The following is a 23,239-nucleotide window of genomic DNA, read 5'->3' on the forward strand; positions in this document are numbered from 1 at the left end:
AACCTCTCCCGCACGACACGAAGCGAATTTCGCGGCCCCTCGGAGGCTCGGAACGCGGTCGAAGATCGTGGTGAGTGCCGCAGCCTTCGACGGATGCGCCGCCGCTCCCGTCGAAGTCGGAGGATTCGAGGCTCGGTGCCGGAGATGTCCTTCTGTAGGCTGCCGCGATGAACCGTACACACCGTGCCATCGGTGCCGTCGTGGGCTCGGCGGTGGGCGACGCGCTGGGCGCCCCCTTCGAATTCGGTCCCGCCGGGGCGTTCTCCGCCCGGTTTCCCGTTCCAGGCGGCGTTCCAGGCAGTGCTCCCGGCGGCGTTCCAGACAGCGTTCCCGGCAACACTCCCGGCGACGTTCCCGGCAAGGAGAACGAGATGTGCGGGGGCGGCGGCTGGGACGTCGGGGAGGCGACCGACGACACGCAGATGGCCCTGCACCTGGCCGAGTCGCTGCTGGAGCGCGAAGGGCTGGACCTACCGGATGTCTTCGCCAGGTTTCAGCGCTGGGCGGCCTCCGATCCCAAGGACATCGGGCTGCAGACCGAGGATGTCCTGACCAACGGCATGCCCTGGGACCGCGCGGCCGCGACCCACTTCCAGGTCAACCACCGCGCCGCGGGAAACGGCTCGCTGATGCGGGCCACCACCTCGGCGGTCTACTTCGCCCGGCACGGGCAGACCGCCACCATGGACGCCGCCCGCCGCATCGCCGCGCTCACCCACGGCGACCCCGCGGCCTGGGAGGGAACGGCCATCTTCCACGATCTGCTGCGTGTGGCGCTGGAGGGCGGCGACCCCGTCGCCGCGCTGCCGGACAGCCTCGCCCTCGTCGATCCCGACCAGCGCGAGCGATACTCCGTCGTTCTCGCGTCACACTGGCACCCCGACGACGCCACCGAGCCCAACGGTGCCGTCTGGCCCTGCCTCGGCTCGGCGCTCTGGGCACTGCGTACCACCTCCGGCTACGCGGACGCGGTACGCGCCGCGATCGACCTGGGCGGTGACACCGACACCGTCGCCGCGGTCACCGGCGGTCTCGCGGGTGCCGTCTACGGAGCCGACGCGATCCCCGTACGCTGGACCGAACCCCTGCACGTCCCGCTGCCCGGGGCCGGTGAGCGGGTGCTGCGCCTGCCCGAGCTGGTCGATCTCGCACAGCGTCTGGTGAGATGAGGTCACGGCTTCGGGGAGCAGGCGCGTCGCCGCTGTCCGGGACGTTCTCCTGACGGGCGGAATCCTCGTCACGGGAGGGCGGTCGCGTTGGCGAAGCGGTGGGACAGTTCGCGGAGATGCCGGGCGAGTTCCGGGGGAGATTCGACCTCGAAGTCGACGTCGAGCATGCCTACGGTGAACGCGACGAGATCGAACGAGTCCGTGGCGATTTCCAGCAGGCAGGTGTGGTCGTCGACGGGTGTCACGATTCCACTGACGCGTCCGGCGATGTCCGTCGCGGAGGCGTGCATCCGCAGCCTGGCGCGGAGTGGCCACATCTCGAAGCCCATCTTTCTGCACAGGTAGGTCGTGACGTCGCCGTCGGGTGGTTCTCGGTGGGTGAACCGAGGGCCGTTGGGCGTTCGCAGCGAGATCCGGTCGACCCGGAAGGTGCGCCAGTCGGCCCGTTCGACGTCCCAGCCGACCAGATACCACTTCCGTCCCCAGCAGACGAGGCGATGTGGCTCGACGCCGCGGCGGGACTCGGCCCCGTGATGGCTGACGTAGTCGAAACGCAGCCCCTCGGAAGCGTGGATCGCGGCCGAGATCGCGGTGAGCACCGCCGCCTTCACCGGCGGGCCGCTCTCGGGAGACATCGCGACCACCGCGCTTCTCAGCGCGATGACCTGGTGTCGCAACCGGGACGGCAGCATCTGCTCGATCTTGGTCAGGGCGCGCAGCGAAGCCCCTTCGACCTCTGCCACGCTGTGCAGGCCGACCGTGACCGCGACCGCCTCCTCGTCGTCCAGCAACAGCGGGGGTAGCGAGGAACCGGCTCCGAGCCGGTAACCGCCGACCGGGCCCATCGAGGCGCGAATCGAGTAGCCCAGCTCACGAAGCCTGTCGACATCGCGCCGTACCGTCCTGGTGGTGACTCCCAGCCGCTCGGCGAGTTCCGTACCGGACCAGTCGCGGTGCGTCTGCAGCAACGACAGTAGTCGCAGCAGTCGAGCGGGTGTTTCCAACATTCCTCCACTATCGCCCCTGTATAGGAACGGAGCTGTCCTACACGGGGCACAGGGTGGGCGGCATGAGCACAGAAACGCCCTTCCGTATCGACATTCCGCAGACCGAACTCGACGACCTGCGAGACCGCCTCGCCCGCACCCGCTGGCCGGACGAACTTCCCGGCGTCGGCTGGTCCTACGGCGTGAACAAGGACTACCTCGTCGAACTGGTCGAGCACTGGCGTACCGGCTACGACTGGCGGGAGCACGAGGCCCGCCTCAACAAGGTCCCGCAGTTCACCACGACGATCGACGGGCAGAACATCCATTTCCTGCACGTACGCTCGCCCGAGCCCGACGCCACTCCGCTGATCATCACCCACGGGTGGCCGAGCACGGTGTACGACTTCCTGGACCTCATCGGGCCGTTGACCGACCCGCGGTCACACGGCGGGGACCCGGCGGACGCCTTCCACGTCGTCATCCCGTCGCTGCCGGGCTTCGCGTTCTCCGGGCCGACGCGGGAGACCGGCTGGGGGGTCACCCGCGTCGCGCGGGCCTGGGCCGAGCTGATGCGACGCCTGGGATACCGGCGCTACGGCGCCCAGGGCGGCGACTGGGGCAGCGTCGTCTCCCCGGAGATCGGCCGGGGGGACTCCGAGCGTGTCATCGGCATCCACGTGAACGCGCTGGCCAACGCCGCGACCCCGGCCGATCCCGGCATGCTGGACACGCTCTCGGAGGCGGAGAGGGAGCAGGCCGAGCAGAACGAGATGTGGTGGTACGGCCGCTCCGGCTACGCCACGCAGATGGGTACTCGGCCGCAGACTCTGGCGTACGCGCTCAACGACTCCCCGGTCGGTCAGCTCGCCTGGAACCTGGAGTGGTTCGTGGACTGGGACCCCGCCGGAACCGAGCAGACCTCCGTCGACCGTGACACCGTCCTGACCAATGTCACGATCTTCTGGCTGACCGCGACCGCCGGATCGGCGGCCCGGTTCTATCTGGAAGCAGGCGAGTCGTGGGGCCGACCTCCCGAGCGTTCACCGGTCCCGACGGGTGTGGCGAACTTTCCCGGCGACCGGGCGATCCGCGGGCTGGCGGAGCTCTCGAACACGGTCACCCACTGGTCCCATCACCCCCGAGGTGGCCACTTCGCCTCGCTGCAGGCCCCCGACCTGCTGATCTCCGACATTCGGCACTTCTTCCGGATCGTACGACCGCGGTGACCGAGCGCGACGGTGGAACGGCGCGGACCGGTCATTCCCTCATGGGGAAACCGTCTGCTCCCGCCCTCACCCGGTGAGACGGTGACGAGCGGGAAGAAGAACAGCATGGCTGCCACGAGTGTCGACCATCCGCTCTTCGCCCGCTGTTATGCCCGCATCAGCCGGGTCGTGGAGAAGCGAGGGCTGGCCGGACATCGCCAGGCGCTGCTGGAGGGCCTGTCCGGTCAGGTGATCGAGGTGGGTGCGGGAAACGGGCTGAACTTCGCCCACTACCCGTCCACCGTCACGCGCGTGCTCGCGATCGAGCCGGAGCCGCGGCTGCGTCACCTGGCCCGTGCCGCGGCTGTACGGGCACCGGTCCCTGTCGAGGTCCGCGAGGGCCTGGCCGAGCACCTTCCGGCCGCCGATGGCACTTTCGACGCCGCGGTGGCCTCACTGGTGCTGTGCTCGCTGCCCGACCCGCACGCGGCGCTGAGCCAGATGCGCCGGGTGCTGGCTCCGGGTGGGCAGCTGCGGTTCCTGGAGCACGTACGCGCCGACTCGGCAGGGATGAGGTGGGTGCAGGACCTGCTGGACGCCACCGTCTGGCCGCGCCTGGCCGGTGGCTGTCACACCGGTCGCGACAGCGCGCTGGTGATCCAGCAGGCCGGGTTCACCATCACCGCTCTGGAGCGCTTCTTGCTGCCCGCGGTGCGTACACCGATGTCCTTCCTCATCCGGGGAACGGCCTACCCGACCGCATGAGTGCCTGGTAATCCGACGACGGGCGGCACATCGAGTCGGAGGCCGGGCATTTTCCCGGACCACGGAGTGGCTTCCCCAAGGATCGTCGTGCTGTCACGATACGGTCCGCTATCAACAAGGAGGACGGCACGATGAAGTATCTGATGCTGATCTACGGCAACGAGGAGATCTGGAACGCTCTCGCGCCGGAGGACATGGCGAGTCTGATCGCCAAGGTCGACGGGTTCAACGAGACGCTGCGTGAGTCGGGGGAGCTCCTTGAGTCCGAAGGGCTGATGCCCAGGCCGCGGTCGGTTCGGTGGGTGGGTGGTGACGCGGTCGTCACCGACGGCCCGTACGTCGAGGCGAAGGAGTTCGTCGGCTCCTACTTCGTGGTCGAGGTGGACGACGAGGAGCGGGCGATGGAGATCGCGCGGGCCTATCCGGGGACGTTGTACGGCGGTGGCCTGGAAGTGTGGCCGCTGATGGGACGTGACTGGGCGAGTGGCGAGGTCTGACGAGCCTTTCGAGCCGGTCAAGCCGGATGAGCCGGTTCAGCCGATCGAAGCGGACGAGGCGGTCAAGCCGGCTGGGCTGATCGAGCCGGTCGAGCCGGTCGAGCCGGTCGAGCCGGTCGAGCCGGTCGAGCCGGTCGAGCCGGTCGAGCCGGTCGACTCGGTTGAGTCGGTCGAGGAGCTGCTGAGGTCGTCGGCGTCCCGGGTGCTCGGTTCGCTGGTGCGTCGGTACGGGGACTTCGACCGTTGCGAGGACGCCGTGCAGGAGGCGCTGATCACCGCGGCGGACGCCTGGTCGCGTGACGGTGTCCCGGCCCGCCCGCTGGGCTGGCTCAACAAGGTCGCGGCGAATCGGTACATCGACCGGGTCCGGGCCGACAGCGCCCGGGAGCGCCGGGAGAAAGCCGCTCTCGACGCCACGCCGCGCGACGCGCTGGTCGCGCCGCCGCCGGACGCCGAGGTGGTCCGTGACGACCTGCTGGAGCTGCTGTTCCTGTGCTGTCACCCGGCGCTGACCGTCTCGTCGCAGCTGGCGCTCACGCTGCGGGCGGTCGCCGGGCTGACCACCGGCGAGATAGCGGCGGCCTTCCTGGTGCCGGAGAAGACGATGGGGCAGCGCGTCTCGCGGGCCAAGCAGCGCCTGCGGGAGGCCGGGGCGCGGTTCGAACTGCCCCCGGATCCCGAGCACGGGCCTCGGCTGCGGGTCGTGCTGCACGTGCTGTACCTGATGTTCAACGAGGGCTACAGCGCCAGCTCCGGCTCGGACCTGCGCCGGCCCGACCTCACCGGACAGGCCGTCCACCTGGTACGGCGGCTGTACGCGCGGCTGCCCGACTCCGGCGAGGTCGCGGGCCTGCTGGCGTTGATGCTGCTCACCGAGGCGCGCGGCGCGGCGCGTACGGGCCCAGACGGGGTGCTCGTGCCGCTGGAGGAGCAGGACCGGTCCCGCTGGGACGCCGAGGCGATCGCGGAGGGGACCGAGATCCTCACCCGTACGCTCGCGACCCGCCGGCTCGGCCCGTACCAGGTCCAGGCCGCGATCGCGGCGATACACGACGAGGCACCGTCGGCCGAGGCGACCGACTGGCAGCAGATCCTGGAGCTGTACGAGATCCTGGAGCGCCTGCAGCCCAACCCCGTCACCACCCTCAACCGGGCGGTCGCGCTGGGGATGGCACGCGGACCGCGTGCCGGTCTGGAGCTGCTGGACGAGCTGGAATCCGGGATGCTCGCCGGTCATCACCGGCTGCTCGCCGTCCGCGCCTACCTGCTCGACCGGGCGGGGGAGAGGGCCGCCGCGTCCTCGGCGTATCGGGAGGCCGCGCGTCTGGCCGGTAGTCGTCCTGAGCAGCGGTTCCTCCTGCTGCGTGCCGCCCGCTGCGCGCGCTGAGCCGACCGGACGCGAGATCGCGTCATCCGCTGTGAGAGCCGAGCCGAGGCCGCGCAAAAAATATTCGCGCGGGCAGGTAGAAATCCGGTTCGCGGCTCCGATCCTCCACCGAGCGGGCCCCGGAAGGGGGGCCGCCGGAACAGGAGCGAAGCGATATGACAAAGGTGACGGCACAGATGTCGGTGTCCCTCGACGGCTACTACGCCGGTCCGCGACACACCGGTGAGCGGTCGGGCTGGTTGCAATCGGAGGAGGCCGCGGGCTTCTTCCGGGTCACCCGGTGGGTGATCGACGCCATGGCCTGGCGCGAGCGGCAGGGCTTCGCAGGTGGTGAGAAGGACGTCAACTCCGACATCATCGCCGAGTCGTTCGAGGCCGCGGGGGCCTACGTCATGGGGCGGAACATGGCGGACGGAGGTGAGGTTCCCTGGGGTGACGAGCCGCCGTTCCGCGCGCCGGTGTTCGTCGTGACCCACCGCCCCCGCGAGACCCTGGTGCGTCAGGGCGGGACGAGCTTCACGTACGTGACCGACGGCGTCGCCAGTGCCGTGGAGCAGGCACGCGCCGTCGCGGGGGGTAAGAACGTGGCGATCGCCGGAGGCGGCACCCTGCTGCGCCAGGTGTTCCAGGCCGGTCTGCTGGACGAACTGGAGCTGCACATCGTCCCGGTGGTGCTCGGCAGGGGGATGAGCCTGTTCGGCGCCGACATCGGCGCGGGCCTGGGCGCGGGTCCGGGAGCTGACCTGGGGGCGGGGCTGGGCGCGGGCGCGAGGCCGGGTGCCGACCTCGGCCTCGGCCTCGCGGAGAAGGAGGCGATCGAGCTCATCCCCACCAGGGTGATCCACACCCCCGAGGTCACGCACATCCGCTACACGGTCAACGGGCGGTCCGCCCTCGTCCTCGACGACCGAGGCAGCGGGAGTTCAGATCTCCTGAGCTGAGACGGACTCTTCGCCGACCTCCCCTGGCGCGGTGGATCCCTCGGTCGCTCCGGCGACCGAGGAGACCCTCACCCCTTCTCCGCCGCGCCGAAGGGGTTGTCGATGGCGTACCTCCAGTACCCGTCCTGTCCCCGTCGGGCGACGTCGGTGGCGGTGCCCTGGAGGTGCACGGGCCGGCCCCCGCGGTCCGTGCCGTCGATCACCCAGTCGACGATCAGCAGGGCGAGGTCGCCCGTGGTGTGGACGTGTCGCGGACGGACGGTGATCGGCAGTCCCAGATCCAGGAAACGGCCGTTGGCGATGTTGATCTGCTCTCCGGTCAGCGGCGCGCCGGATTCCGAGACGAACACGGCGTCGCTCTCGTAGATCTCCGCCACCGCGTCGGCGTCACCGGCGTTGAAGCGCTCGGCGAAGACGGTGGGCACATCCTCCGGACGTTCGGCAAGCTGTCGCATCATCGCTCCGTTTCGGTAGAAACAACTCGGACGCGGCAACGCTAGGAGGCGCCTTCGTGGCTCACCAAACGGTTGGTTACTCGGGCCTGCCCGACCATCCCCATGCGAACGTCACAGAACCCACCCCGTCATGTCCGGTGGAGATCACCCTGGCGGCCCTGCACGGACGCTGGACGACCCTGATCATCCGTGAACTGCTGCGGGGCGACCGTACGTTCAGCGAGCTTCGCCAGGCACTGCCCGCGCTGTCGGACAAGGTGCTGTCCGACCGGCTCGCGCACCTGGCCGAGGCCGGTGTGCTGGATCGCCACCGCCGCCCCGACTGGCCGCCCCGGGTGCGCTACAGCCTCACCTCCCGCGGGCGCGATCTCGGCCCCGTGCTCCAGGCACTGTGGGACTGGGGTGTGCCGCACCGGCCGTCGGACACGTGAATCGCTCGGCGGGCACCCGTCTCCGGTGGCGGGTGCGCGTCACCGTGAACCGCCTTCACCGTGCCGAACGGTCCACAGCGGATTGTGTCGGTGGCCGTCGCTACAGTCGCCGCACCGTTGACCTTCCGCCGAGGAGACCGCATGACCGAGCCCGATGTGACACCCGATGTGATGATGGCCAGGATCGGCCATGCCGCCGATCTGGGCAGGCGGGGTGAGCGGAAGGCCGCTCGGAGGCTGTTCTCCGAGTTGTGGGAGGAGATCGGGGTGACGGGCGATCCTCTGCACCGGTGCGCTCTCGCTCACTGGATGGCCGATGTGCAGGACGAGGTGAAGGAGGAGTTGCTCTGGGACCTGCGCGCCCTGGAGGCGGCCGACCTGGTCACCGACGAGCGGGCCCGGCAGGTGGGCGTCGCCGGTTCGGTGAGCGGCTTCTACCCATCCCTGCACCTCAACCTGGGTGACGCCTACCGCAGGCTCGGCGACCTCGACCGGGCACGCGACCACCTCGAACGCGGACGCGCCGCCGTCGGCGCACTCGATGACGACGGGTACGGGCAGATGATCAGGCAGGGCCTGGACCGGCTCGCCGGACGCCTCTCGGCCGACTAGATGTCCGTTTCGCGATGGAGGGCCCGGCCGGGCCGCGATGATCGTACGGTCGGACGCATGAGCATCGAAGATCGAAAGGTCGGCGGGGAGGGCGGGAAGAAGGACGCTCGCCGGGCCGGGCTCCGGGCGTGGGGAGGGAGACGGGGGCAGGGGCGGGACGCGTCGGACGGAGCATCCGGGGAATCCTCGGGGTCTTCAAGGTCCTCAGGGGCTTCGGGAACGCGGTCGCGGGGACGGGTTCTCGCGTCGGTCGCCGTGCTGGTGGCGGTGCTGCTCGCGTTCCCCGCCGTCGTGCCCAACGGCGTGGGCAATCTCGGCAGCCTGCTGGAGACCTTCCTGCCGTGGGCTGGCCTGGCCGTTCCCGCGCTGCTCTGTCTGGCGCTGCTGCGCCGCTCGGTCCTCGCGACGGTGTCCCTGGTGCTGCCCGCGGCGGTGTGGGGCGTGGTCTTCGGCGGGCGGGTGCTGCCCGCCGACCGGGAGGCGGCGGGTGACCTGACCGTGCTCCAGCACAACGTGGGCGAGGAGAATCCCGACCACGAGGGGACGGCGCTCGCCCTGGCGGGGGCCGGGGCCGACCTCATCGCCCTGGAGGAGCTGACGCCTGTCGTCCGGCCCTTCTACGAGGACGTTCTCGCCTCCGGCCACCCCCACCGTGCGGTCGTGGGCACCGTCGGCCTGTGGTCCAGGTTCCCGCTGGCGGACGTGCGGCCGGTGGACATCAGGCCCGCGGACGTCGGACCCGACTGGAACCGTGGGATGCGGGTCACCGCGCGGACGCCACAGGGGGACGTGGCCGTGTACGTCGCGCATCTTCCCTCGATCCGTATCCGGCCGTCGGACGGTTTCGGGTCCGGCCGCAGGGACGAGAGCGCCGCCGCGCTGGGTGCGGCCGTCGCCTCGGAGACGCTGGACAGGGTCGTTCTGCTGGGCGACCTCAACGGCACCGTCGACGACCGTGGCCTGGCCCCGCTCACCTCGCGGCTGGTCTCGGCGCGGAGGGGGTTCGGTTTCAGCTGGCCCGCGGCCCTCCCCCTCGCCGGGATCGACCACGTCATGACCCGTACGGCGGTCCCCGTCGCCGCCTGGACCCTGCCCGCCACCGGCAGCGACCACCTGCCGCTCCTGGCCCGCGTCGACCTCTGACGGACGAGGATGTGGGCGAGCGGCCTCCAGACGGGGGCCGACCCGCTCGCGGGCGGTCGTGCGGACGCCGTCCCACGCCGTTCACGCTCCGCTGTGTCGTTTGCGTCGGGCTCGGGCCTTCGTCGGCGATCGGGGTCGCGCTCTTCCAGGAGGCCGGGCCGTCAGGGGCCGAGGATCCCGGCTTCGTTATGCTCGGGCGGTGAGCTCCCCGAGAACGCTCGTACTGTGGGACATCGACCACACACTGATCGACGCCGGCGGTGTCACCGCCGACACCTACGACCACGCGCTGCACGCCACCACCGGCCGCAGGATGGAACACCCGGTGAGCGTGGCGGGGCGGACCGAGCGGGCGATCATCTCCGAGATCCTCCAGGCGCACGGCGTCGAGGTGTCGGACGAGCTCCTCGACTCCTTCTATGTCGCCCTCGCCGAGGCGTTCGTCGTGCGCGAGGCCGTCATGCGGGAGCGTGGCCGGGCCCTGTCGGGGGCACGCGAGGTGCTCGCGGCGCTGGCGGAACGCGAGGACGTGGTGCAGTCGGTGCTCACCGGCAACACCGAGGCGGTCTCGATCGGCAAGCTCACCGTCTTCGGGCTGGACGGTTTCGTGGACTTCGAGGTGGGCGCGTACGGCACCGACCACGAGGACCGCGCCGCGCTGGTGGCCGGCGCGCAGCGACGCGCCGCCGACAAGTACGGGGACTCCTTCACCGTGCGCAACACCGTGCTGATCGGTGACACGCCGAACGACGTCCGTGCGGGTCATGAGGGTGGAGCGAGGGTGATCGCGGTCGCCACCGGCTTCAACGACGTGAACGTCCTGAGCGAGGCGGGGCCTGAGCTGGTGCTGGAGGACCTCGCCGACACCGACGCCGTCGTACGGGCCGTGCTGGGCGTGTCGGACCGGACGGGCGGATCAGCGGGGTGAGCCGGTGGGCACCGTCTGGGTGTCGATCTCGGTGTCGACGAGGCGGACCAGCTCGGGAAGGACCGTGCCCAAAGGGCCGTCGACGGTGAGTGCCGCGTAGCCGTCACCCCTGGTCGGGCCCTGGTTGACGATCGCGACGGGGATGCCGAGCTTCGCGGCGTGCAGCACGAACCGGCGGCCCGACATCACCGTGAGGGACGACCCGAGGACCAGGAGCAGCCGCGCCTCCTCCACGAGGGAGAAGCACGTGCGGACCCGCTCCGCCGGAACGGTCTCCCCGAAGAAGACGACGTCGGGCTTGAGCATCCCTCCGTCGCACGCCCGGCATCCGACCACCTGGAAACCGTCGATCTCCTCGTCGGGCAGTTCGACGTCGCCGTCCGGGTTGATCGCGGTGGGCAGGGCGCCGAAGCGCGGGTTCGCCTCGGTCAGGCGGTGGTCCAGCTCCTCGCGCGGGCTGGAGTGGCCGCATCCCAGGCAGACCACCTCCCGCAGGTTGCCGTGCAGCTCGATGACGGACCGGGCGCCGCCCGCCTGGTGCAGGCCGTCGACGTTCTGCGTCACGATGCCGGAGACCAGGCCCCGCCGCTGGAGGGACGCGACCGCGCGGTGGCCGTTGTTCGGAGCGGCCCGGGTCATCGCCCGCCACCCGAGGTAGCTGCGGGCCCAGTAGCGCCGCCTGGCCACCGGATCGCCGGTGAACGTCTGGTAGGTCATGGGGGTGTGCCGGTTCAGGGTCCCGCCAGGTCCCCGGTAGTCGGGGATTCCCGACTCCGTCGAGATCCCGGCCCCGCTCAGCACCAGGACGCCGCCCCCGGTCAGCAGTCTCGCCAGTGTGCTCGTGCCCTCGCTCACCCCTCCATGCTGCCCCATCCGTACGGGTGGAGCGGCCTCGGGGCCCGCCCGCGGGCCTGGCCGGAGGTTCCGCCGTGTCCGGTCATGCTGCCCGCCGCGTCTTCCCGGGTGATCTCGTCCAGGCGGCCGACGGGGGCGGGACCGCCTCAAGCTCGCTGCGTCCCAAGGTCGCCGGCAGAAGTCACCACGGGTGTGGTGGTAATGTCGGCGAGATGAATCGGGAGCGGCGAGACCGCCTGCGGGACGCGGCCATCGAGGTGCTCGCGGAGACCGGGGGGCGCGGCCTCACCCACCGGGCCGTCGACGCCGTCGCGGCCACCCCGCCGGGCACCGCGAAAAACTACTTCCCGACCAGAGACTCCCTGCTGCGGGCGATCGCCGAGCGCTGCGTCGAGCTGTACCACCAGGTGCCGGGAGGGGAACCCGTCGATCGGGACGGGCTGGTGGCCATGTTCCGCGGGCTTCTGGAGAACGTCGCGGGTCCCGGCCGTTCTCGCCTGCTCGCCTACCTGGAACTCCAGGCGGAGGCGGCGCGCAGGCCGTGGCTGGCGACCATACTCGACGCGATCGCGGCCGCCGACTTCACCGACTTCGAGCGGGCCCAGCGCGCCGCCGGGTTGCCCGTCACCCCGCGTCGCGCCGCCGCCGTCACGCTGGCCATGCACGCCGCCGTCCCGCACCTGCTGGCGGACGGTCACGACACCCTGGCCGCCGCCGGGTTGAACGATCTCGATCGGTTCGTCCGCGATCTCCTGGACGCCGTCTACGGGCGGGAGTCGGAGCCGCCGGAGCCGCCGGAGGCGACGTAGGCGGCGTTGAGTCGCTCGAACGCGCCCGGGCCTTCGTGCGGCTTCGGCGGGGCGTCGAGGTGGCGGACGCGGAGCTCGTCCATGAGTTCCTCGACGAACGCCGGACCCTCGTCGCGCATGAGCTGCTGGCGGCTGCGGAGCTCGGCGCTGCCGGAGGCCCAGTCGAGGCCCCAGTTGCCGAGGGCGTAGATGATCGGCAGGGTCTGGATGCCGGATTCGGTGAGGCTGAAGCGCGCGCGCTGCCCGCGGCCCGCGGCGCCGCGGGTGAGGATCCCCGCGTCGATGAGCCGCTTGAGGCGGTCGGCGAGGATGTTCGAGGCGATGCCCTCGATCGACCCGGTGAGTAGCGCGCGGAAGTATCGGCGGTCGCCGAAGATGATGTCGCGCAGCACGAGCAACGACCAGCGATCTCCGAGCAGCTCGACGCCTGCGTTGATCGGACAGCCGGACCGTGGTTCCACGACTCCTCCTTGACGGTTGTTTCGTTGCCAATATAGTAGTTGCAAAATGCAAGCACTATGGGAAGGAGGAGCTGATGGGTCGCTTCCTCTATTGGATGAACGTGTCCCTCGACCTGCGGATCGAGCAGGTTCCCGGGGACAACGGCGCCGGCGAGTGGCTGCGCATCGGCGAGGAGCTGCACCGCGAGTTCAACGCGCGGGCGCGGGAGCTCGCGGTGATGGTCCAGGGCCGGGTCATGTACGAGACGATGGAGGAGTTCTGGCCGCGGGCGCGCGAGGACGCGTCGCTGCCGGACTTCCTGCGTGAATACGGCGAGATCTGGACGGCGGCCCCCAAGGTGCTCGTCTCCCGCACCCGCCACAGCGCCGATCACGACACCCGGATCATCGGTGGGGACGACGCGATCGAGCGGCTCGCCGCCCTCCGTGACCAGACCGACGGCACCATCGGTGTGGGCGGCGCGGCGCTCGCCACGCAGCTGCTCCGGGCGGGGCTGCTCGACGAGTTGCTGCTCTTCACCCATCCGGCGATCCTCGGCTTCGGCAGGCCGCTGTTCGACGACTACGACCTGCCGATCGATCTCGACCTGCTGGAGCAGCGATCGTTCGACCAGGGCGTCACGATGCATCACTACGCCATCCGGGACGCGAAGGAGACGAGCTCGTGCTGAAGCAGGTCGCGGAGGGTGTGTGGGTCCACGAGAGCGAGTTCGTGCAGACCAACACCGTTGTGGTGCGGGGCCGGACCGGTGTGCTGCTCGTCGACCCCGGCGTGACCGGCTCCGAGCTCGACTGCCTCGCGAACGACCTTCGCGAGTCGGGCCGGCCCGTGGTGGCGGGCTTTTCCACGCATCCGGACTGGGACCACCTGCTCTGGCACGCCGGGTTCGGCGAGGTGCCTCGTTACGGCACGGCGCGCTGCGCGGCCACGATCCGGGAGCAGCTGTCGGAGGCGGGTGCGAAGGACCGTATCGCCGACCACCTTCTCGAGACGGAGATCGCCGGGCAGGTGCCGATGGACCTGCTCGGCCTCATCACCGGACTGCCCGCGGAAACCGCGCGGATCCCCTGGGACGGCCCCGAGATCCGGATCGTCGAGCACCGGGCGCACGCCCCGGGCCACGCGGCGCTGCTGATCGGGGAACGCGGGGTGCTCGTCGCCGGAGACATGCTGTCCGACGTCCTGGTCCCGATGCTCGACATGGAGGGCACCGCCGACCCGATCGAGGAATACCTCACCGCGCTGGACCTGATCGAGGGCGTGGCGGGCGGCGTCGACGTCGTCGTCCCCGGCCACGGGTCCGTCGGCGGATCCGACCAGGTGCGGGCGCGGATCGACCTGGATCGGGCGTACGTACTCGCGCTGCGGGACGGCCACGTCTCCACCGACCCACGGGTCGGCCCGTCGGCGAAGCCCGGCTGGGAGTGGGTGAGCGACGTGCACGAAGGACAACTCCAACGCCTCGCCCGACGAGGCGAGCGCGAAGGAACGCCCCGCTAGCGACCGGTGTGCGGCACGACGCCAAGGTGGCGAACTTCGCGTCAGTCGCGCACGTCGCGACCGCAAACACGATCGGGGCGAGCTCCGACTGCTGCTGTATCCGTATTCGCACCGGACGCGAGCGGACGGCACCCCGGACGCGTGAACAGCGCCGGATGCCGTCTGCAGGTCACCGCCACCGGGGATCTCGACATTCGCGGAACACGTCGTTCTCTTCGCCGGCTCACCTCTTTCTCGGTGTTGCCGGGAATCGACGACGAATAGCCGGCCGAGGCGCGTCAGCGGAAGTCGTCGGCGTGGTCGGCGGCCCACTGCCGGAACGGGGTGCCCGGCCTTCCGGTGAGTTCCTCCACGGTGGAGGTGACCGACTCGGGGAACATCGCCATCTGCGCGTGCCCGTCGATCAGCCCCTTCGCCGCCGCGGGCGGCCAGCCCTGGTCGACCAGCTCGCGCAGCGCCTCCTCGGGCGGGAGTTCCTCCCAGCGGACCGCCCGGCCGACGGCCTCGCCGATGGCGGTCACCTGCTCGATCTGGGTGAGGGTCTCGGGGCCGCTCAGCACGTACCTCGCTCCGGCGTGGCCCGTGCCGGTGAGCACGCTCACCCCGGCGGCGGCGATGTCCCGCTCGTGGATGAGTGCCCTGGTGGCACCTCCGTGCACCCAGCGGACGGTGCCGGTGTCGCGGATCTGCGAGGCCCACATCAGGGTGTTGGCGGCGAACCCGCCGGGCCGCAGGAACGTCCACTCCGGCCCGGACCGTTCGATCAGCCGCTCGATGAGGGCATGGGAGCCGAGGATCGAGTTCGGGTCCGGCTCGGGCGTGCCCGGTGCGAGGTCGGGGACACCGCGTGCGGAGAGGTAGACGACGTGGCGGGCGTGCTTGGCGATCTTCTCGATGGTCGAGGGTGCCGCGTGGTCGGCCGAGAGGGTGGGCCAGACGAGGAACACCGACTCGACCCCGTCCAGGGCGTCGTCCAGCGTGGCGGGGTCGGCCAGATCACCGCGTACGACCTCGGCGCCCTTCGGGAGGGCGGCGGAGGTGGGGTCACGGGTGAGCGCGCGTACGGGGAGGCCCGCGTCGAGGAGCTGGGTGACGGTCTGCCCGCCGACCTTGCCGGTCGCTCCGGTGACCAGAATCATGCGGATCTCCTTCGTGGGTGAGGATGTCCCGACCAGCTTGCGACCTCATCTTTGGTTGAGGTCAAGCGGTAGGGGGTGCATGAGCGCGTTGCCGCTCCGGCCGAGGTCGGGCGGGGGAAGGCGTGTGAGGGTGTCGCGTCTTCGGCTGCGGTCAGCGGAAAGTCCTGGCCGTGGTCGGGCGGAAAGACGTGGCCGTGGCCGGGAGGGAGGTCTTCGGACGAGGTCGAGCGGGAGGTCTTGGCCGTGGTCAGGCGGGGAGGAGGCGCAGGAGGGCGTTGCGCGGTCCCGTCAGGGGGTGGTTCGAGAAGCGGGCCATATGCCGCGACATCGTCACGAGACGCTGAGCGGGCTTTCTGCGCCTGGCGTCGTACGCGCGCAACGCGGTCTCGACCTCGTCCGCGGTGCGGAGGCAGTCGGTGAGAGCGACGGCGTCCAGCAGGGCCTGGCACGCGCCCTGCCCGAGGGCCGGTGACATGGCGTGCGCCGCGTCGCCGACCAGGGCGACGTTGCCCGTCACGAAGGATCTCAGGTGCGAGGACAGCTCGTGGATCTCGTGCCGCAGAACGGTCTCCTCGTCGACTTCGGCGAGGATCCTCGGGATCGGGGCGTGCCAGCCGGTGAAGCGGGCACGCAGCTCGTCAAGGGTCTCCCGGTGGCCTTCCGGTGTCGCCACGGCGGCGTACCAGTTGGTGGACCCGGGTTCCTGGGGAGTGATGCCGAACACCTGGCCGGGTCCCCAGGTCTCACCGCGTAGGTCCGGCTCGAACCCCACGACGCCCCGCCAGGCCACGATCCCGGTGTAGCGCGGGCGGACGGCGGTGCCGAAATACGCCGTGCGCACCGTGCTGCGCAACCCGTCGGCCCCCACCACCAGGTCGTACTCTCCGCGTAGCGCCTCCGGATCGGTGATCTCCGTGCCGGTCGTGATCGAGGCGTCCCCCGCGGCGTCGAGCAGCATCTCCATCAGGGAGATCCTGGACAACATCAGGACCGGCGCGCCGCCCTTGCGCTCGATGCGCTCCAGCGGGAGGTCGGCGATCCTGCGGCCACCCGGCGTGCGGATCTGGGCCCGCCGGTAGGGGACCGTACGGCGACGGAGCTCCTCGTCCAGTCCCAGCCGCGCGAGCGCGGCCTGCGCGTCGGGCCGCACCCCGAGGGCCGTGCCCTGGGAGTTGATCTTCGGCCAGCGTTCGAGCACGTGCACCTCCCACCCGATGCCGCGCAGCCCGATGGCGGTCGTCAGGCCGCTGATCCCGGCCCCCACGATGGCGGCTCTTCCCCTCATGCCCTGCTCCCCTCTAATCACCACAGCGGTGGTGCCACGTCTGTGGTACCACCGCTGTGGTGAATTAGGCAAGTTGGGGCGGGCGGAGTGAGGCGTCGGGATCGACCGCGGCCGGTTACCTGTTCACCGGCCGCGGTCGGTCTCTCGTCGTGATCACCGCTTTCCCGCTGTGATCATCCGCTCCTCGTGGTCGTCGCTCCGGTGGCGGTCGACCTCTCGTCGTGGCCGTCGCCCCGGTCGCGATCACCCTCTTGTCGTGGCCACCGCCTCCCCGGCGGGCTCGTCGCCCTCGAGGACCACGGCACCGCTGAACTGCGCCGAGTACAGGCGGTGGTAGGCGCCCCGCGCGGCGAGCAGCTCGTCGTGGGTGCCCTGCTCGACGATGCGGCCCGCGTCCATCACCAGGATGAGGTCCGCGTCGCGGATGGTGGACAGCCGGTGGGCGATGACGAAGCTGGTGCGGTCCGAACGGAGCGCGGCCATCGCGTGCTGCACCAGGACCTCGGTGCGGGTGTCGACCGAGCTGGTGGCCTCGTCCAGGATGAGCAGCGACGGGTCGGCGAGGAAGGCGCGGGCGATGGTGATCAGCTGCTTCTCCCCGGCGCTGACGTTGCCCCCCTCGTCGTCGATCACGGTGTCGTAGCCGTCGGGCAGGGAACGGACGAACCGGTCGACGAACGTGGCCCGTGCGGCGGCCTGGATCTGTTCCTCGGTGGCGAGCGGATTGCCGTAGGCGATGTTCTCGCGGATGGTCCCGCCGAACAGCCAGGCGTCCTGGAGCACCATGCCGATGTGCGAGCGCAGGTCGTCGCGGCGCATCGCGGTGACGTCCACGCCGTCGAGGGTGATCCGTCCGGAGTTCAACTCGTAGAAGCGCATGACGAGGTTGACCAGGGTGGTCTTGCCCGCGCCGGTCGGACCGACGATCGCGACCGTGTGCCCGGGGTCGGCCACCAGGGACAGATCCTCGATGAGCGGCTGCTCCGGGTCGTAGCTGAAGGACACGTGCTCGAACTCGACGCGGCCCCGCCTGACGGTGGGAGGCACCGGGGCTGCGGGATCCGGTGCCTGCTCCTCGGCGTCGAGCAGCTCGAAGACCCGCTCGGCCGAGGCGACCCCCGACTGCATCAGGTTCGCCATCGAGGCCACCTGGGTCAGCGGCTGGGTGAACTGCCGCGAGTACTGGATGAACGCCTGCACGTCACCCAGGCTCATCGACCCGGTGGCGACCCGCAGGCCGCCGACGACGGCGATGGCGACGTAGTTGAGGTTCCCGATGAACATCGTCATCGGCATGATGATCCCCGACACGAACTGGGCGCCGAAGCCGGCCTTGAACAGCTCCTCGTTCCGCTGCCTGAACACCTCCTCGACCTCGGGACGGCGTCCGAACACCTTCACCAGCTCGTGACCGGTGAACGCCTCCTCGATGTGGGCGTTCAGACTGCCGGTGTGGGCCCACTGCGCGACGAAGTGCTTCTGCGAGCGCTTCGCGATCAGCGCGGTGACGAACATCGTCAGCGGGATGGTGATCAGGGCGATCAGCGCGAGCAGCGGCGAGATCACGAACATCATCGTCAGCACGCCGATCACGGTCAGCAGTGAGACCAGTAGCTGGCTCATCGTCTGCTGCAGGCTCTGGGAGACGTTGTCGATGTCGTTGGTGACCCGGCTGAGCAGCTCGCCGCGCGGCTGGCCGTCGAAGAACCGCAGCGGGAGCCGGTTCAGCTTCTCCTCGACCTCCTCGCGCAGCCGGAACACGGTGCGCTGCACCACGTCGTTGAGCAGGTAACCCTGGAGCCAGCCGAAGGCCGACGCGGCGAGATAGATCCCCAGGACCCACAGCAGGACGGTGCCCAGCGCGCCGAAGTCGATGCCCCGGCCGGGTACGAAGTCCATTCCCGAGAGCAGGCCGGCGAAGTTGTCGTTGCCCGCGGCGCGGGCGGCGGCGATTGCCTGTTCAGGGGTCGTCCCGGCGGGCAGCTGTCTGCCGATCACCCCGGTGAAGATCAGGTCCGTCGCGTGGCCGAGGATCTTCGGTCCGAGGACGTTCAGCACCACGCTGGTCACGGCGAGGGCGATCACGACCAGCAGCTTCGGGCGGTCGGGGGCCAGGCGCCGTAAGAGCCGGCGCGCCGACGGCCCGAAGGTCATCGATTTCTCCGCGGGCATCCCGGCGGCCCCCCCGAAGGGGCCGCGCCCGAAGCCTCCGACGGGCATCGGGGGACGCGGTCGCGTGGTCGTCATGGGCCGGTCGCTGCTCATGCTGCGGCCTCCGAGGCCAGTTGGGATTCGACGATCTCCAGGTACGTGGGGCAGGACTCGATCAGCTCGTCATGAGTCCCCAGGCCGACGACGACACCGTCGTCCAGCACGATGATCTGGTCGGCGTCGGCGATGGTGGAGATCCGCTGGCCGACGATGACGACGGTGGCATCGGCGGTGTGCGGGCGCAGGGCCGCGCGCAGCCGCGCGTCGGTGGCGAGGTCGAGAGCCGAGAACGAGTCGTCGAACAGATAGATCTCAGGCTTGCTGACCAGCGCCCTCGCGATGGCGAGCCGCTGCCGCTGCCCGCCCGACACGTTCGTGCCGCCCTGCGCGATGGGTGCCTCCAGGCCCTCGGGCATCGCCTCGACGAAGTCACGGGCCTGGGCGACCTCCAGCGCCTCCCACAGCTCCGCGTCGCTCGCGTCCGGGTCGCCGTAGCGCAGGTTGCTCGCGACGGTGCCGCTGAACAGGTACGGCTTCTGCGGCACCAGGCCGATGCGCGTCCAGAGCATCTGGGGGTCCAGGTCGCGGATGTCGACGCCGTCGACCGACACCGTGCCGGAGGTGGCGTCGAACAGCCGGGGGATCAGCGAGATCAGCGTCGTCTTGCCGGAGCCCGTACTGCCGATGACGGCGGTGGTCTGTCCCGCGCTCGCACGGAAGGAGACGCCGGACAGCACCGGTGCCGCCGCGCCCGGATAGCGGAACTCGACGTCACGCATCTCCAGCTCGGCGCGCCCGCTCACCTGCCGTACGGGGTCGTTGGGCGGTGTCACCGACGAGTCGGTGTCGAGCACCTCGACGATGCGCTCGGCGCAGACCGCGGCGCGCGGGATCATCATCGAGATGAAGGTGGCCATCATCATCGACATGAGAATCTGCATCAGGTACATGAGGAACGCGGTGAGGGCGCCGACCTGCATCTCCCCGCTGTCCACCCGCGCGGCGCCGAACCAGAGGACCGCGATGCTGGAGATGTTGAGGATCAGCATGATGGTGGGGAAGATGAGCGCGGTCAGCCGCCCGACGCGCAGCGACGTCTCGGTCAGCGCGGTGTTGGCGTCGGCGAACCTGCGGGTCTCCTCGCGCTCGCGAACGAAGGCGCGCACCACGCGGATGCCGGTGAGCTGCTCGCGCAGCACCCGGTTGACCTGGTCGATGCGATCCTGCATCGCGCGGAACTGGGGGACCATGCGGACGCTGATCAGGCCGATCGACACCAGCATCGCGGGGACGCAGACCAGCATGAGCCAGGACAGGCCGAGGTCCTGACGCAGGGCCATGACGATGCCGCCGACGCCCATGATCGGCGCGGCGATCAGCATCGTGCAGGTCATCACGACGAGCATCTGGACCTGCTGCACGTCGTTGGTACCGCGGGTGATCAGCGAGGGGGCTCCGAACCTGGAGACCTCCCTCGCCGAGAACCCCCCCACCCGGTGGAAGACGGCCGCGCGCACGTCACGCCCGAATCCCGTGGCCGTGAGGGAGCCGTAGTAGACCGCCGCGATCGAGCAGGCGATCTGCACGAGGGAGACGAGCAGCATCCAGCCCCCGGCGGACAGGATGTAGCCGGTGTCGCCGGTGGCGACGCCCCGGTCGATGATGTCGGCGTTCAGGCTGGGCAGGTACAGCAAGGCGATGGTGCCGACGAGTTGCAGCACCACCACGGCTGTCAGCGCCCACGAGTAGGGGCGCAGGTATGTGCGGAGCAGCCGGGTCAGCATGAGGGCTCCTCGCGCGGGGTGGCCGGGCGAGGAACGTCGTGCCGGGGATCCGGCCGTCGTCGGCCGGTCGCGCTCGTCGCCCCGGTAACCGGGATCATGGGGGATCTCCTTCAGGGGAATGGTGGGAATCAGCCTGCGAGGTGAAGCTCGGTTGAGGTCAAGCCGAGGAGGACGTCGAGGCAGGAGGAAAGGGTCGAGGTAGGACGGAAGGACGGGAGGTCGCGTTCCCGGCTCGTCGGGGCCGCCGGGGCCGGGACCACCGAGGTCGGGGCGGTTGCGGGCGGGGTGCCGGGAGCGTCGGAGTGCCGGGGGCGCCGTGGGCAGGGTCGGGGAAGCGGTTCCGGTGGGTGGTGGGCGGGAGGTCGGGAAGAGGTTCGGGAGAGGGCGGGGGATCGGGGAAGCGGTTCCGGGGGAGCGGTAGGAGGTCAGGGAAGCGGTTCCGGGGGAGCGGCGGTGAGGCGTACCCCGTCGAGCAGCATGGAGACGACCTCCGAGGCGGCCAGCGGATCGCTCTTGACGAGCCGAGGATGGGTGCACGCGATGACCAGCAACTGCAGTCGGCGGGCGGCCTCGCTCGGTTCGCAGCGCAGCCGTTCCCTGGCGGGTTCGATCAGACCGGTGAGCGCCTCCCTGATCAGCGCGCTCTCCTCGGAGAGATCTCGGTGTTCGTGACCGGCCTCGATGGCCTTCATCCCTATCGCGTCCACCAGGCGGAAGATTCGCGCGGTGCGCCGCTGCAGGATCTCGACCGCCTCGACGAGCCGAACGTCCAGGGGGGCCGTACGGTCGATCGTCTTCAGCTCGCCCAGTAGTGAGGAGGAGTCGAAGGCGCTCGCGATCGCCACGCTCACGAGCTCGTCCTTGGTGGCGAAGACCCGGAAGATCGTTCCCTCCGCCACCCCCGCCGCCTGCGCGATCCGCCGGGTGCTCACGTCCGGCCCCTCGGCGAGCACGAGCGACAGGGTGGAGGCGATGAGAGCCGCGCGCCGCTCGTCGGGGGGGAGGGGGGTGGCACGCTGGGAGGTCGATGTCACGTCGGCATCCTAGCGAATGAATGAGTGAGCCGCTCACTCATTTAAGGGGTGGGGTCCGTGTGAAAGAAGTGATCTTTTCTGCAGAAGTTGGCCGTATTTTTCCGGCAAATGTAGGAAAAAGCAGCTAGAAAGCCCGTCTTTCACCCGATGCGCTGGCCATTGTCTGCGTTCTAACGTCGTCTGGCAGACATCCTGACGTCACCGCGACAGCCGTCTGCCTGTCGGCCAGGAGAACACCCGATGCCCCGTGCCCTCGCCCACCGCCCGTGGGTGCCCGCCACCACCGAGGATCGCGTCCAGTCCGTCCTGAAGGCCGTGACGGACCAGACGGCGTCCTCGGTCCAGAGTGAGATCGAGCGGCTGGTGGCCGAGAACCACCGCATCCACGACGTGGAGTCGATCAACCTCAACCCGGCGACGAACATCATGAACCCGAGGGCCGAGGCCCTGCTCTCGGCCAACCTCGGGTCGCGGGCGTCGCTGGGGTACCCGGGCGACAAGTACGAGATGGGCCTGGAGGCGATCGAACAGATCGAGATCGTCGCCGCCGAGCTGGCCGCGGAGGTCTTCGGTGCGGGCTACGCCGAGGTGCGCGTCGGCTCCGGAGCACTCGCGAACCTCTACACGTTCATGGCCGTCTGCGAACCCGGCGACACGATCATCGCCCCGCCGGCGAGCATCGGCGGTCACGTCACCCACCACCAGCCCGGCGCGGCCGGCCTGTACGGGCTGAAGACCGTTCCCGCCCCCGTCACGTCCGACGGCTACACGGTGGACGTCGACGCCCTGCGCGAGCTCGCCGTACGGGTACGGCCGAAGCTGATCACCATCGGCGGCAGCCTCAACCTGTTCCACCACCCCGTGGCGCGCATCCGCGAGATCGCCGACTCGGTCGGTGCCCGCGTGCTCTTCGACGCCGCCCACCTGTGCGGGATGATCGCGGGAAAGACCTGGCCGCAGCCGCTCGAAGAGGGCGCCCACCTGATCACCATGAGCACGTACAAGAGCCTGGGCGGTCCCGCGGGCGGGCTCATCGTGACCGACGACGCCGAGCTGGCCCAGCGGCTCGACGCGATCGCCTACCCCGGGCTCACCGCGAACTTCGACGCGGGAAAGACCGCGGCGCTCGCCATGACGATGCTCGACTGGAAGGCCGCGGGCCCCGCCTACGCGCAGGCGATGGTCGCGACCGCGCGAAGGCTCGCCGACGAACTGATCGCCCTCGGGGTCCCGGTCTTCGCCGCCGAGCGCGGGTGCACCCGCTCCCACCAGTTCGCCGTCCTCGCCCACCGCTACGGCGGCGGTCAGCGGGCCGCCCGGCGGCTGCGCGAGGCGAACCTCCTCGCCTGCGGCATCGGCCTGCCGTTGGAAGCGGTCGAGGGGGACGTGAACGGCCTGCGCATCGGTACGCCGGAGATCGTCAGGCTCGGGATGACCGAGGCGGACATGCCGGAGCTGGCGTCGTTCATCGCCCGGGGCCTGGACGAGAACGTCGACCCGGGAACCGTGGCACCGGAGGTCACCCAGTGGCGGAGCCGCTTCTCGGGAGTGCGCTTCACGGTGGACGACCCCGCCTGAGGAGGGCTTGCCCGGCCGTCCGGGGCCTTTCCGTAACGGCCGGCAACACCGCCGTCCGGG

At 70.3% G+C, this 23,239-nt stretch carries 23 protein-coding genes; 14 read left to right on the forward strand and 9 right to left on the reverse strand.

From position 1 onward, the window contains the following. Positions 1 to 167: 167 nt before the first annotated feature. A complete protein-coding gene (locus AB0B90_RS22850) occupies positions 168 to 1,169 on the forward strand; it encodes an ADP-ribosylglycohydrolase family protein (RefSeq protein WP_350945632.1) in 1,002 nt (333 codons plus the stop codon). Between the two features lie 68 nt (positions 1,170 to 1,237). Here AB0B90_RS22850 and AB0B90_RS22855 read toward each other — a convergent pair whose 3' ends face one another. Next, positions 1,238 to 2,176, reverse strand: coding sequence for a YafY family protein (locus tag AB0B90_RS22855; protein ID WP_362924578.1), 939 nt, complete (start codon positions 2,174 to 2,176; stop codon positions 1,238 to 1,240). Between the two features lie 62 nt (positions 2,177 to 2,238). On the opposite strand from AB0B90_RS22855, the gene AB0B90_RS22860 reads away from it, so the two are divergent. The 5 genes from AB0B90_RS22860 to AB0B90_RS22880 all read left to right on the forward strand — a co-directional run bounded on the left by AB0B90_RS22860 (position 2,239) and on the right by AB0B90_RS22880 (position 6,953). Then, entirely contained in the window at positions 2,239 to 3,384 is a 1,146-nt protein-coding gene (locus tag AB0B90_RS22860) for an epoxide hydrolase family protein (protein ID WP_350945630.1), read from the forward strand. A 105-nt stretch (positions 3,385 to 3,489) separates the two neighbouring features. Continuing rightward, a complete protein-coding gene (locus AB0B90_RS22865) occupies positions 3,490 to 4,128 on the forward strand; it encodes a class I SAM-dependent methyltransferase (protein WP_350945629.1) in 639 nt (212 codons plus the stop codon). A 131-nt stretch (positions 4,129 to 4,259) separates the two neighbouring features. Continuing rightward, on the forward strand, positions 4,260 to 4,625 hold the full coding sequence (locus AB0B90_RS22870; protein ID WP_362904112.1) for a YciI family protein: 366 nt from the start codon (positions 4,260 to 4,262) through the stop codon (positions 4,623 to 4,625). After that, positions 4,612 to 6,012: a sigma-70 family RNA polymerase sigma factor gene (locus AB0B90_RS22875; protein WP_362924581.1), complete on the forward strand. Its 1,401-nt coding sequence runs from the start codon at positions 4,612 to 4,614 to the stop codon at positions 6,010 to 6,012. The genes AB0B90_RS22870 and AB0B90_RS22875 overlap by 14 nt, the downstream gene beginning before the upstream one ends. 155 nt (positions 6,013 to 6,167) lie before the next feature. Further along, on the forward strand, positions 6,168 to 6,953 hold the full coding sequence (locus tag AB0B90_RS22880) for a dihydrofolate reductase family protein (RefSeq protein WP_362924583.1): 786 nt from the start codon (positions 6,168 to 6,170) through the stop codon (positions 6,951 to 6,953). Between the two features lie 68 nt (positions 6,954 to 7,021). Here AB0B90_RS22880 and AB0B90_RS22885 read toward each other — a convergent pair whose 3' ends face one another. Then, on the reverse strand, positions 7,022 to 7,408 hold the full coding sequence (locus AB0B90_RS22885) for a DUF4440 domain-containing protein (protein ID WP_362924586.1): 387 nt from the start codon (positions 7,406 to 7,408) through the stop codon (positions 7,022 to 7,024). 56 nt (positions 7,409 to 7,464) lie between these two features. On the opposite strand from AB0B90_RS22885, the gene AB0B90_RS22890 reads away from it, so the two are divergent. The 4 genes from AB0B90_RS22890 (at position 7,465) to AB0B90_RS22905 (ending at position 10,522) form a co-directional block, all read left to right on the forward strand. Continuing rightward, a complete protein-coding gene (locus tag AB0B90_RS22890) occupies positions 7,465 to 7,839 on the forward strand; it encodes a helix-turn-helix domain-containing protein (RefSeq protein ID WP_362924588.1) in 375 nt (124 codons plus the stop codon). 141 nt (positions 7,840 to 7,980) lie between these two features. After that, on the forward strand, positions 7,981 to 8,451 hold the full coding sequence (locus AB0B90_RS22895; protein ID WP_350945618.1) for a hypothetical protein: 471 nt from the start codon (positions 7,981 to 7,983) through the stop codon (positions 8,449 to 8,451). A 255-nt stretch (positions 8,452 to 8,706) separates the two neighbouring features. Beyond that, positions 8,707 to 9,594: an endonuclease/exonuclease/phosphatase family protein gene (locus AB0B90_RS22900; RefSeq protein ID WP_350945617.1), complete on the forward strand. Its 888-nt coding sequence runs from the start codon at positions 8,707 to 8,709 to the stop codon at positions 9,592 to 9,594. Between the two features lie 199 nt (positions 9,595 to 9,793). Continuing rightward, positions 9,794 to 10,522 carry an HAD hydrolase-like protein gene (locus AB0B90_RS22905; RefSeq protein WP_350945616.1) on the forward strand — a complete coding sequence of 243 codons (729 nt, stop codon included), beginning with the start codon at positions 9,794 to 9,796 and terminating at the stop codon, positions 10,520 to 10,522. On the opposite strand, the gene AB0B90_RS22910 is transcribed toward AB0B90_RS22905, so the two are convergent. Further along, positions 10,511 to 11,395 carry an NAD-dependent protein deacetylase gene (locus tag AB0B90_RS22910; protein ID WP_350945615.1) on the reverse strand — a complete coding sequence of 295 codons (885 nt, stop codon included), beginning with the start codon at positions 11,393 to 11,395 and terminating at the stop codon, positions 10,511 to 10,513. The genes AB0B90_RS22905 and AB0B90_RS22910 overlap by 12 nt on opposite strands. Positions 11,396 to 11,589: 194 nt before the next feature. Here AB0B90_RS22910 and AB0B90_RS22915 point away from each other — a divergent pair, with 194 nt between their 5' ends. After that, positions 11,590 to 12,186, forward strand: a complete 597-nt coding sequence (locus AB0B90_RS22915) for a TetR/AcrR family transcriptional regulator (protein WP_350945614.1) — start codon at positions 11,590 to 11,592, stop codon at positions 12,184 to 12,186. Here the strand turns inward: AB0B90_RS22915 and AB0B90_RS22920 are convergent. Then, positions 12,141 to 12,647: a helix-turn-helix domain-containing protein gene (locus AB0B90_RS22920; RefSeq protein WP_362924592.1), complete on the reverse strand. Its 507-nt coding sequence runs from the start codon at positions 12,645 to 12,647 to the stop codon at positions 12,141 to 12,143. The two genes, AB0B90_RS22915 and AB0B90_RS22920, sit on opposite strands and share 46 nt — an antisense overlap. A gap of 74 nt (positions 12,648 to 12,721) precedes the next feature. Between AB0B90_RS22920 and AB0B90_RS22925 the strand changes: the two genes are divergently transcribed. Continuing rightward, on the forward strand, positions 12,722 to 13,318 hold the full coding sequence (locus AB0B90_RS22925; protein ID WP_362924594.1) for a dihydrofolate reductase family protein: 597 nt from the start codon (positions 12,722 to 12,724) through the stop codon (positions 13,316 to 13,318). Next, on the forward strand, positions 13,312 to 14,148 hold the full coding sequence (locus tag AB0B90_RS22930) for an MBL fold metallo-hydrolase (RefSeq protein ID WP_362924596.1): 837 nt from the start codon (positions 13,312 to 13,314) through the stop codon (positions 14,146 to 14,148). Before AB0B90_RS22925 ends, AB0B90_RS22930 begins: the two co-directional genes overlap by 7 nt. Positions 14,149 to 14,426: 278 nt before the next feature. On the opposite strand, the gene AB0B90_RS22935 is transcribed toward AB0B90_RS22930, so the two are convergent. From AB0B90_RS22935 to AB0B90_RS22955, 5 genes are all read right to left on the reverse strand, one after another. After that, on the reverse strand, positions 14,427 to 15,287 hold the full coding sequence (locus AB0B90_RS22935) for an NAD(P)H-binding protein (protein ID WP_362924598.1): 861 nt from the start codon (positions 15,285 to 15,287) through the stop codon (positions 14,427 to 14,429). 247 nt (positions 15,288 to 15,534) lie between these two features. Next, positions 15,535 to 16,572 (reverse strand): FAD-dependent monooxygenase, encoded by a 1,038-nt coding sequence (locus AB0B90_RS22940; RefSeq protein ID WP_362924600.1) that lies wholly within the window; start codon positions 16,570 to 16,572, stop codon positions 15,535 to 15,537. Positions 16,573 to 16,815: 243 nt separating this feature from the next. Next, positions 16,816 to 18,726 carry an ABC transporter ATP-binding protein gene (locus AB0B90_RS22945; protein ID WP_350945608.1) on the reverse strand — a complete coding sequence of 637 codons (1,911 nt, stop codon included), beginning with the start codon at positions 18,724 to 18,726 and terminating at the stop codon, positions 16,816 to 16,818. A gap of 107 nt (positions 18,727 to 18,833) precedes the next feature. Continuing rightward, positions 18,834 to 20,567 carry an ABC transporter ATP-binding protein gene (locus AB0B90_RS22950; protein WP_362924602.1) on the reverse strand — a complete coding sequence of 578 codons (1,734 nt, stop codon included), beginning with the start codon at positions 20,565 to 20,567 and terminating at the stop codon, positions 18,834 to 18,836. A 425-nt stretch (positions 20,568 to 20,992) separates the two neighbouring features. Next, complete coding sequence (locus tag AB0B90_RS22955) at positions 20,993 to 21,601, reverse strand: helix-turn-helix domain-containing protein (protein WP_350945606.1); 609 nt, start codon at positions 21,599 to 21,601, stop codon at positions 20,993 to 20,995. Positions 21,602 to 21,841: 240 nt separating this feature from the next. Here AB0B90_RS22955 and AB0B90_RS22960 point away from each other — a divergent pair, with 240 nt between their 5' ends. Then, positions 21,842 to 23,179, forward strand: a complete 1,338-nt coding sequence (locus tag AB0B90_RS22960; RefSeq protein WP_362904078.1) for an aminotransferase class I/II-fold pyridoxal phosphate-dependent enzyme — start codon at positions 21,842 to 21,844, stop codon at positions 23,177 to 23,179. The last annotated feature ends 60 nt before the right edge of the window (positions 23,180 to 23,239 follow it).

The sequence above is a fragment of the Streptosporangium sp. NPDC049078 genome, assembly GCF_040648855.1.
GTDB lineage: Bacteria > Actinomycetota > Actinomycetes > Streptosporangiales > Streptosporangiaceae > Streptosporangium.

Bases quoted from the DNA above. Each gene is read 5' to 3' on its own strand.
- AB0B90_RS22960 (WP_362904078.1), top strand. From the start codon at position 21,842: ATGCCCCGTGCCCTCGCCCACCGCCCGTGGGTGCCCGCCACCACCGAG.
- AB0B90_RS22935 (WP_362924598.1), bottom strand. From the start codon at position 15,287: ATGATTCTGGTCACCGGAGCGACCGGCAAGGTCGGCGGGCAGACCGTC.
- AB0B90_RS22870 (WP_362904112.1), top strand. From the start codon at position 4,260: ATGAAGTATCTGATGCTGATCTACGGCAACGAGGAGATCTGGAACGCT.
- AB0B90_RS22895 (WP_350945618.1), top strand. From the start codon at position 7,981: ATGACCGAGCCCGATGTGACACCCGATGTGATGATGGCCAGGATCGGC.
- AB0B90_RS22915 (WP_350945614.1), top strand. From the start codon at position 11,590: ATGAATCGGGAGCGGCGAGACCGCCTGCGGGACGCGGCCATCGAGGTG.
- AB0B90_RS22865 (WP_350945629.1), top strand. From the start codon at position 3,490: ATGGCTGCCACGAGTGTCGACCATCCGCTCTTCGCCCGCTGTTATGCC.
- AB0B90_RS22925 (WP_362924594.1), top strand. From the start codon at position 12,722: ATGGGTCGCTTCCTCTATTGGATGAACGTGTCCCTCGACCTGCGGATC.
- AB0B90_RS22910 (WP_350945615.1), bottom strand. From the start codon at position 11,395: ATGGGGCAGCATGGAGGGGTGAGCGAGGGCACGAGCACACTGGCGAGA.
- AB0B90_RS22950 (WP_362924602.1), bottom strand. From the start codon at position 20,567: ATGCTGACCCGGCTGCTCCGCACATACCTGCGCCCCTACTCGTGGGCG.
- AB0B90_RS22945 (WP_350945608.1), bottom strand. From the start codon at position 18,726: ATGACCTTCGGGCCGTCGGCGCGCCGGCTCTTACGGCGCCTGGCCCCC.
- AB0B90_RS22860 (WP_350945630.1), top strand. From the start codon at position 2,239: ATGAGCACAGAAACGCCCTTCCGTATCGACATTCCGCAGACCGAACTC.
- AB0B90_RS22850 (WP_350945632.1), top strand. From the start codon at position 168: ATGAACCGTACACACCGTGCCATCGGTGCCGTCGTGGGCTCGGCGGTG.
- AB0B90_RS22940 (WP_362924600.1), bottom strand. From the start codon at position 16,572: ATGAGGGGAAGAGCCGCCATCGTGGGGGCCGGGATCAGCGGCCTGACG.
- AB0B90_RS22855 (WP_362924578.1), bottom strand. From the start codon at position 2,176: ATGTTGGAAACACCCGCTCGACTGCTGCGACTACTGTCGTTGCTGCAG.
- AB0B90_RS22885 (WP_362924586.1), bottom strand. From the start codon at position 7,408: ATGCGACAGCTTGCCGAACGTCCGGAGGATGTGCCCACCGTCTTCGCC.
- AB0B90_RS22880 (WP_362924583.1), top strand. From the start codon at position 6,168: ATGACAAAGGTGACGGCACAGATGTCGGTGTCCCTCGACGGCTACTAC.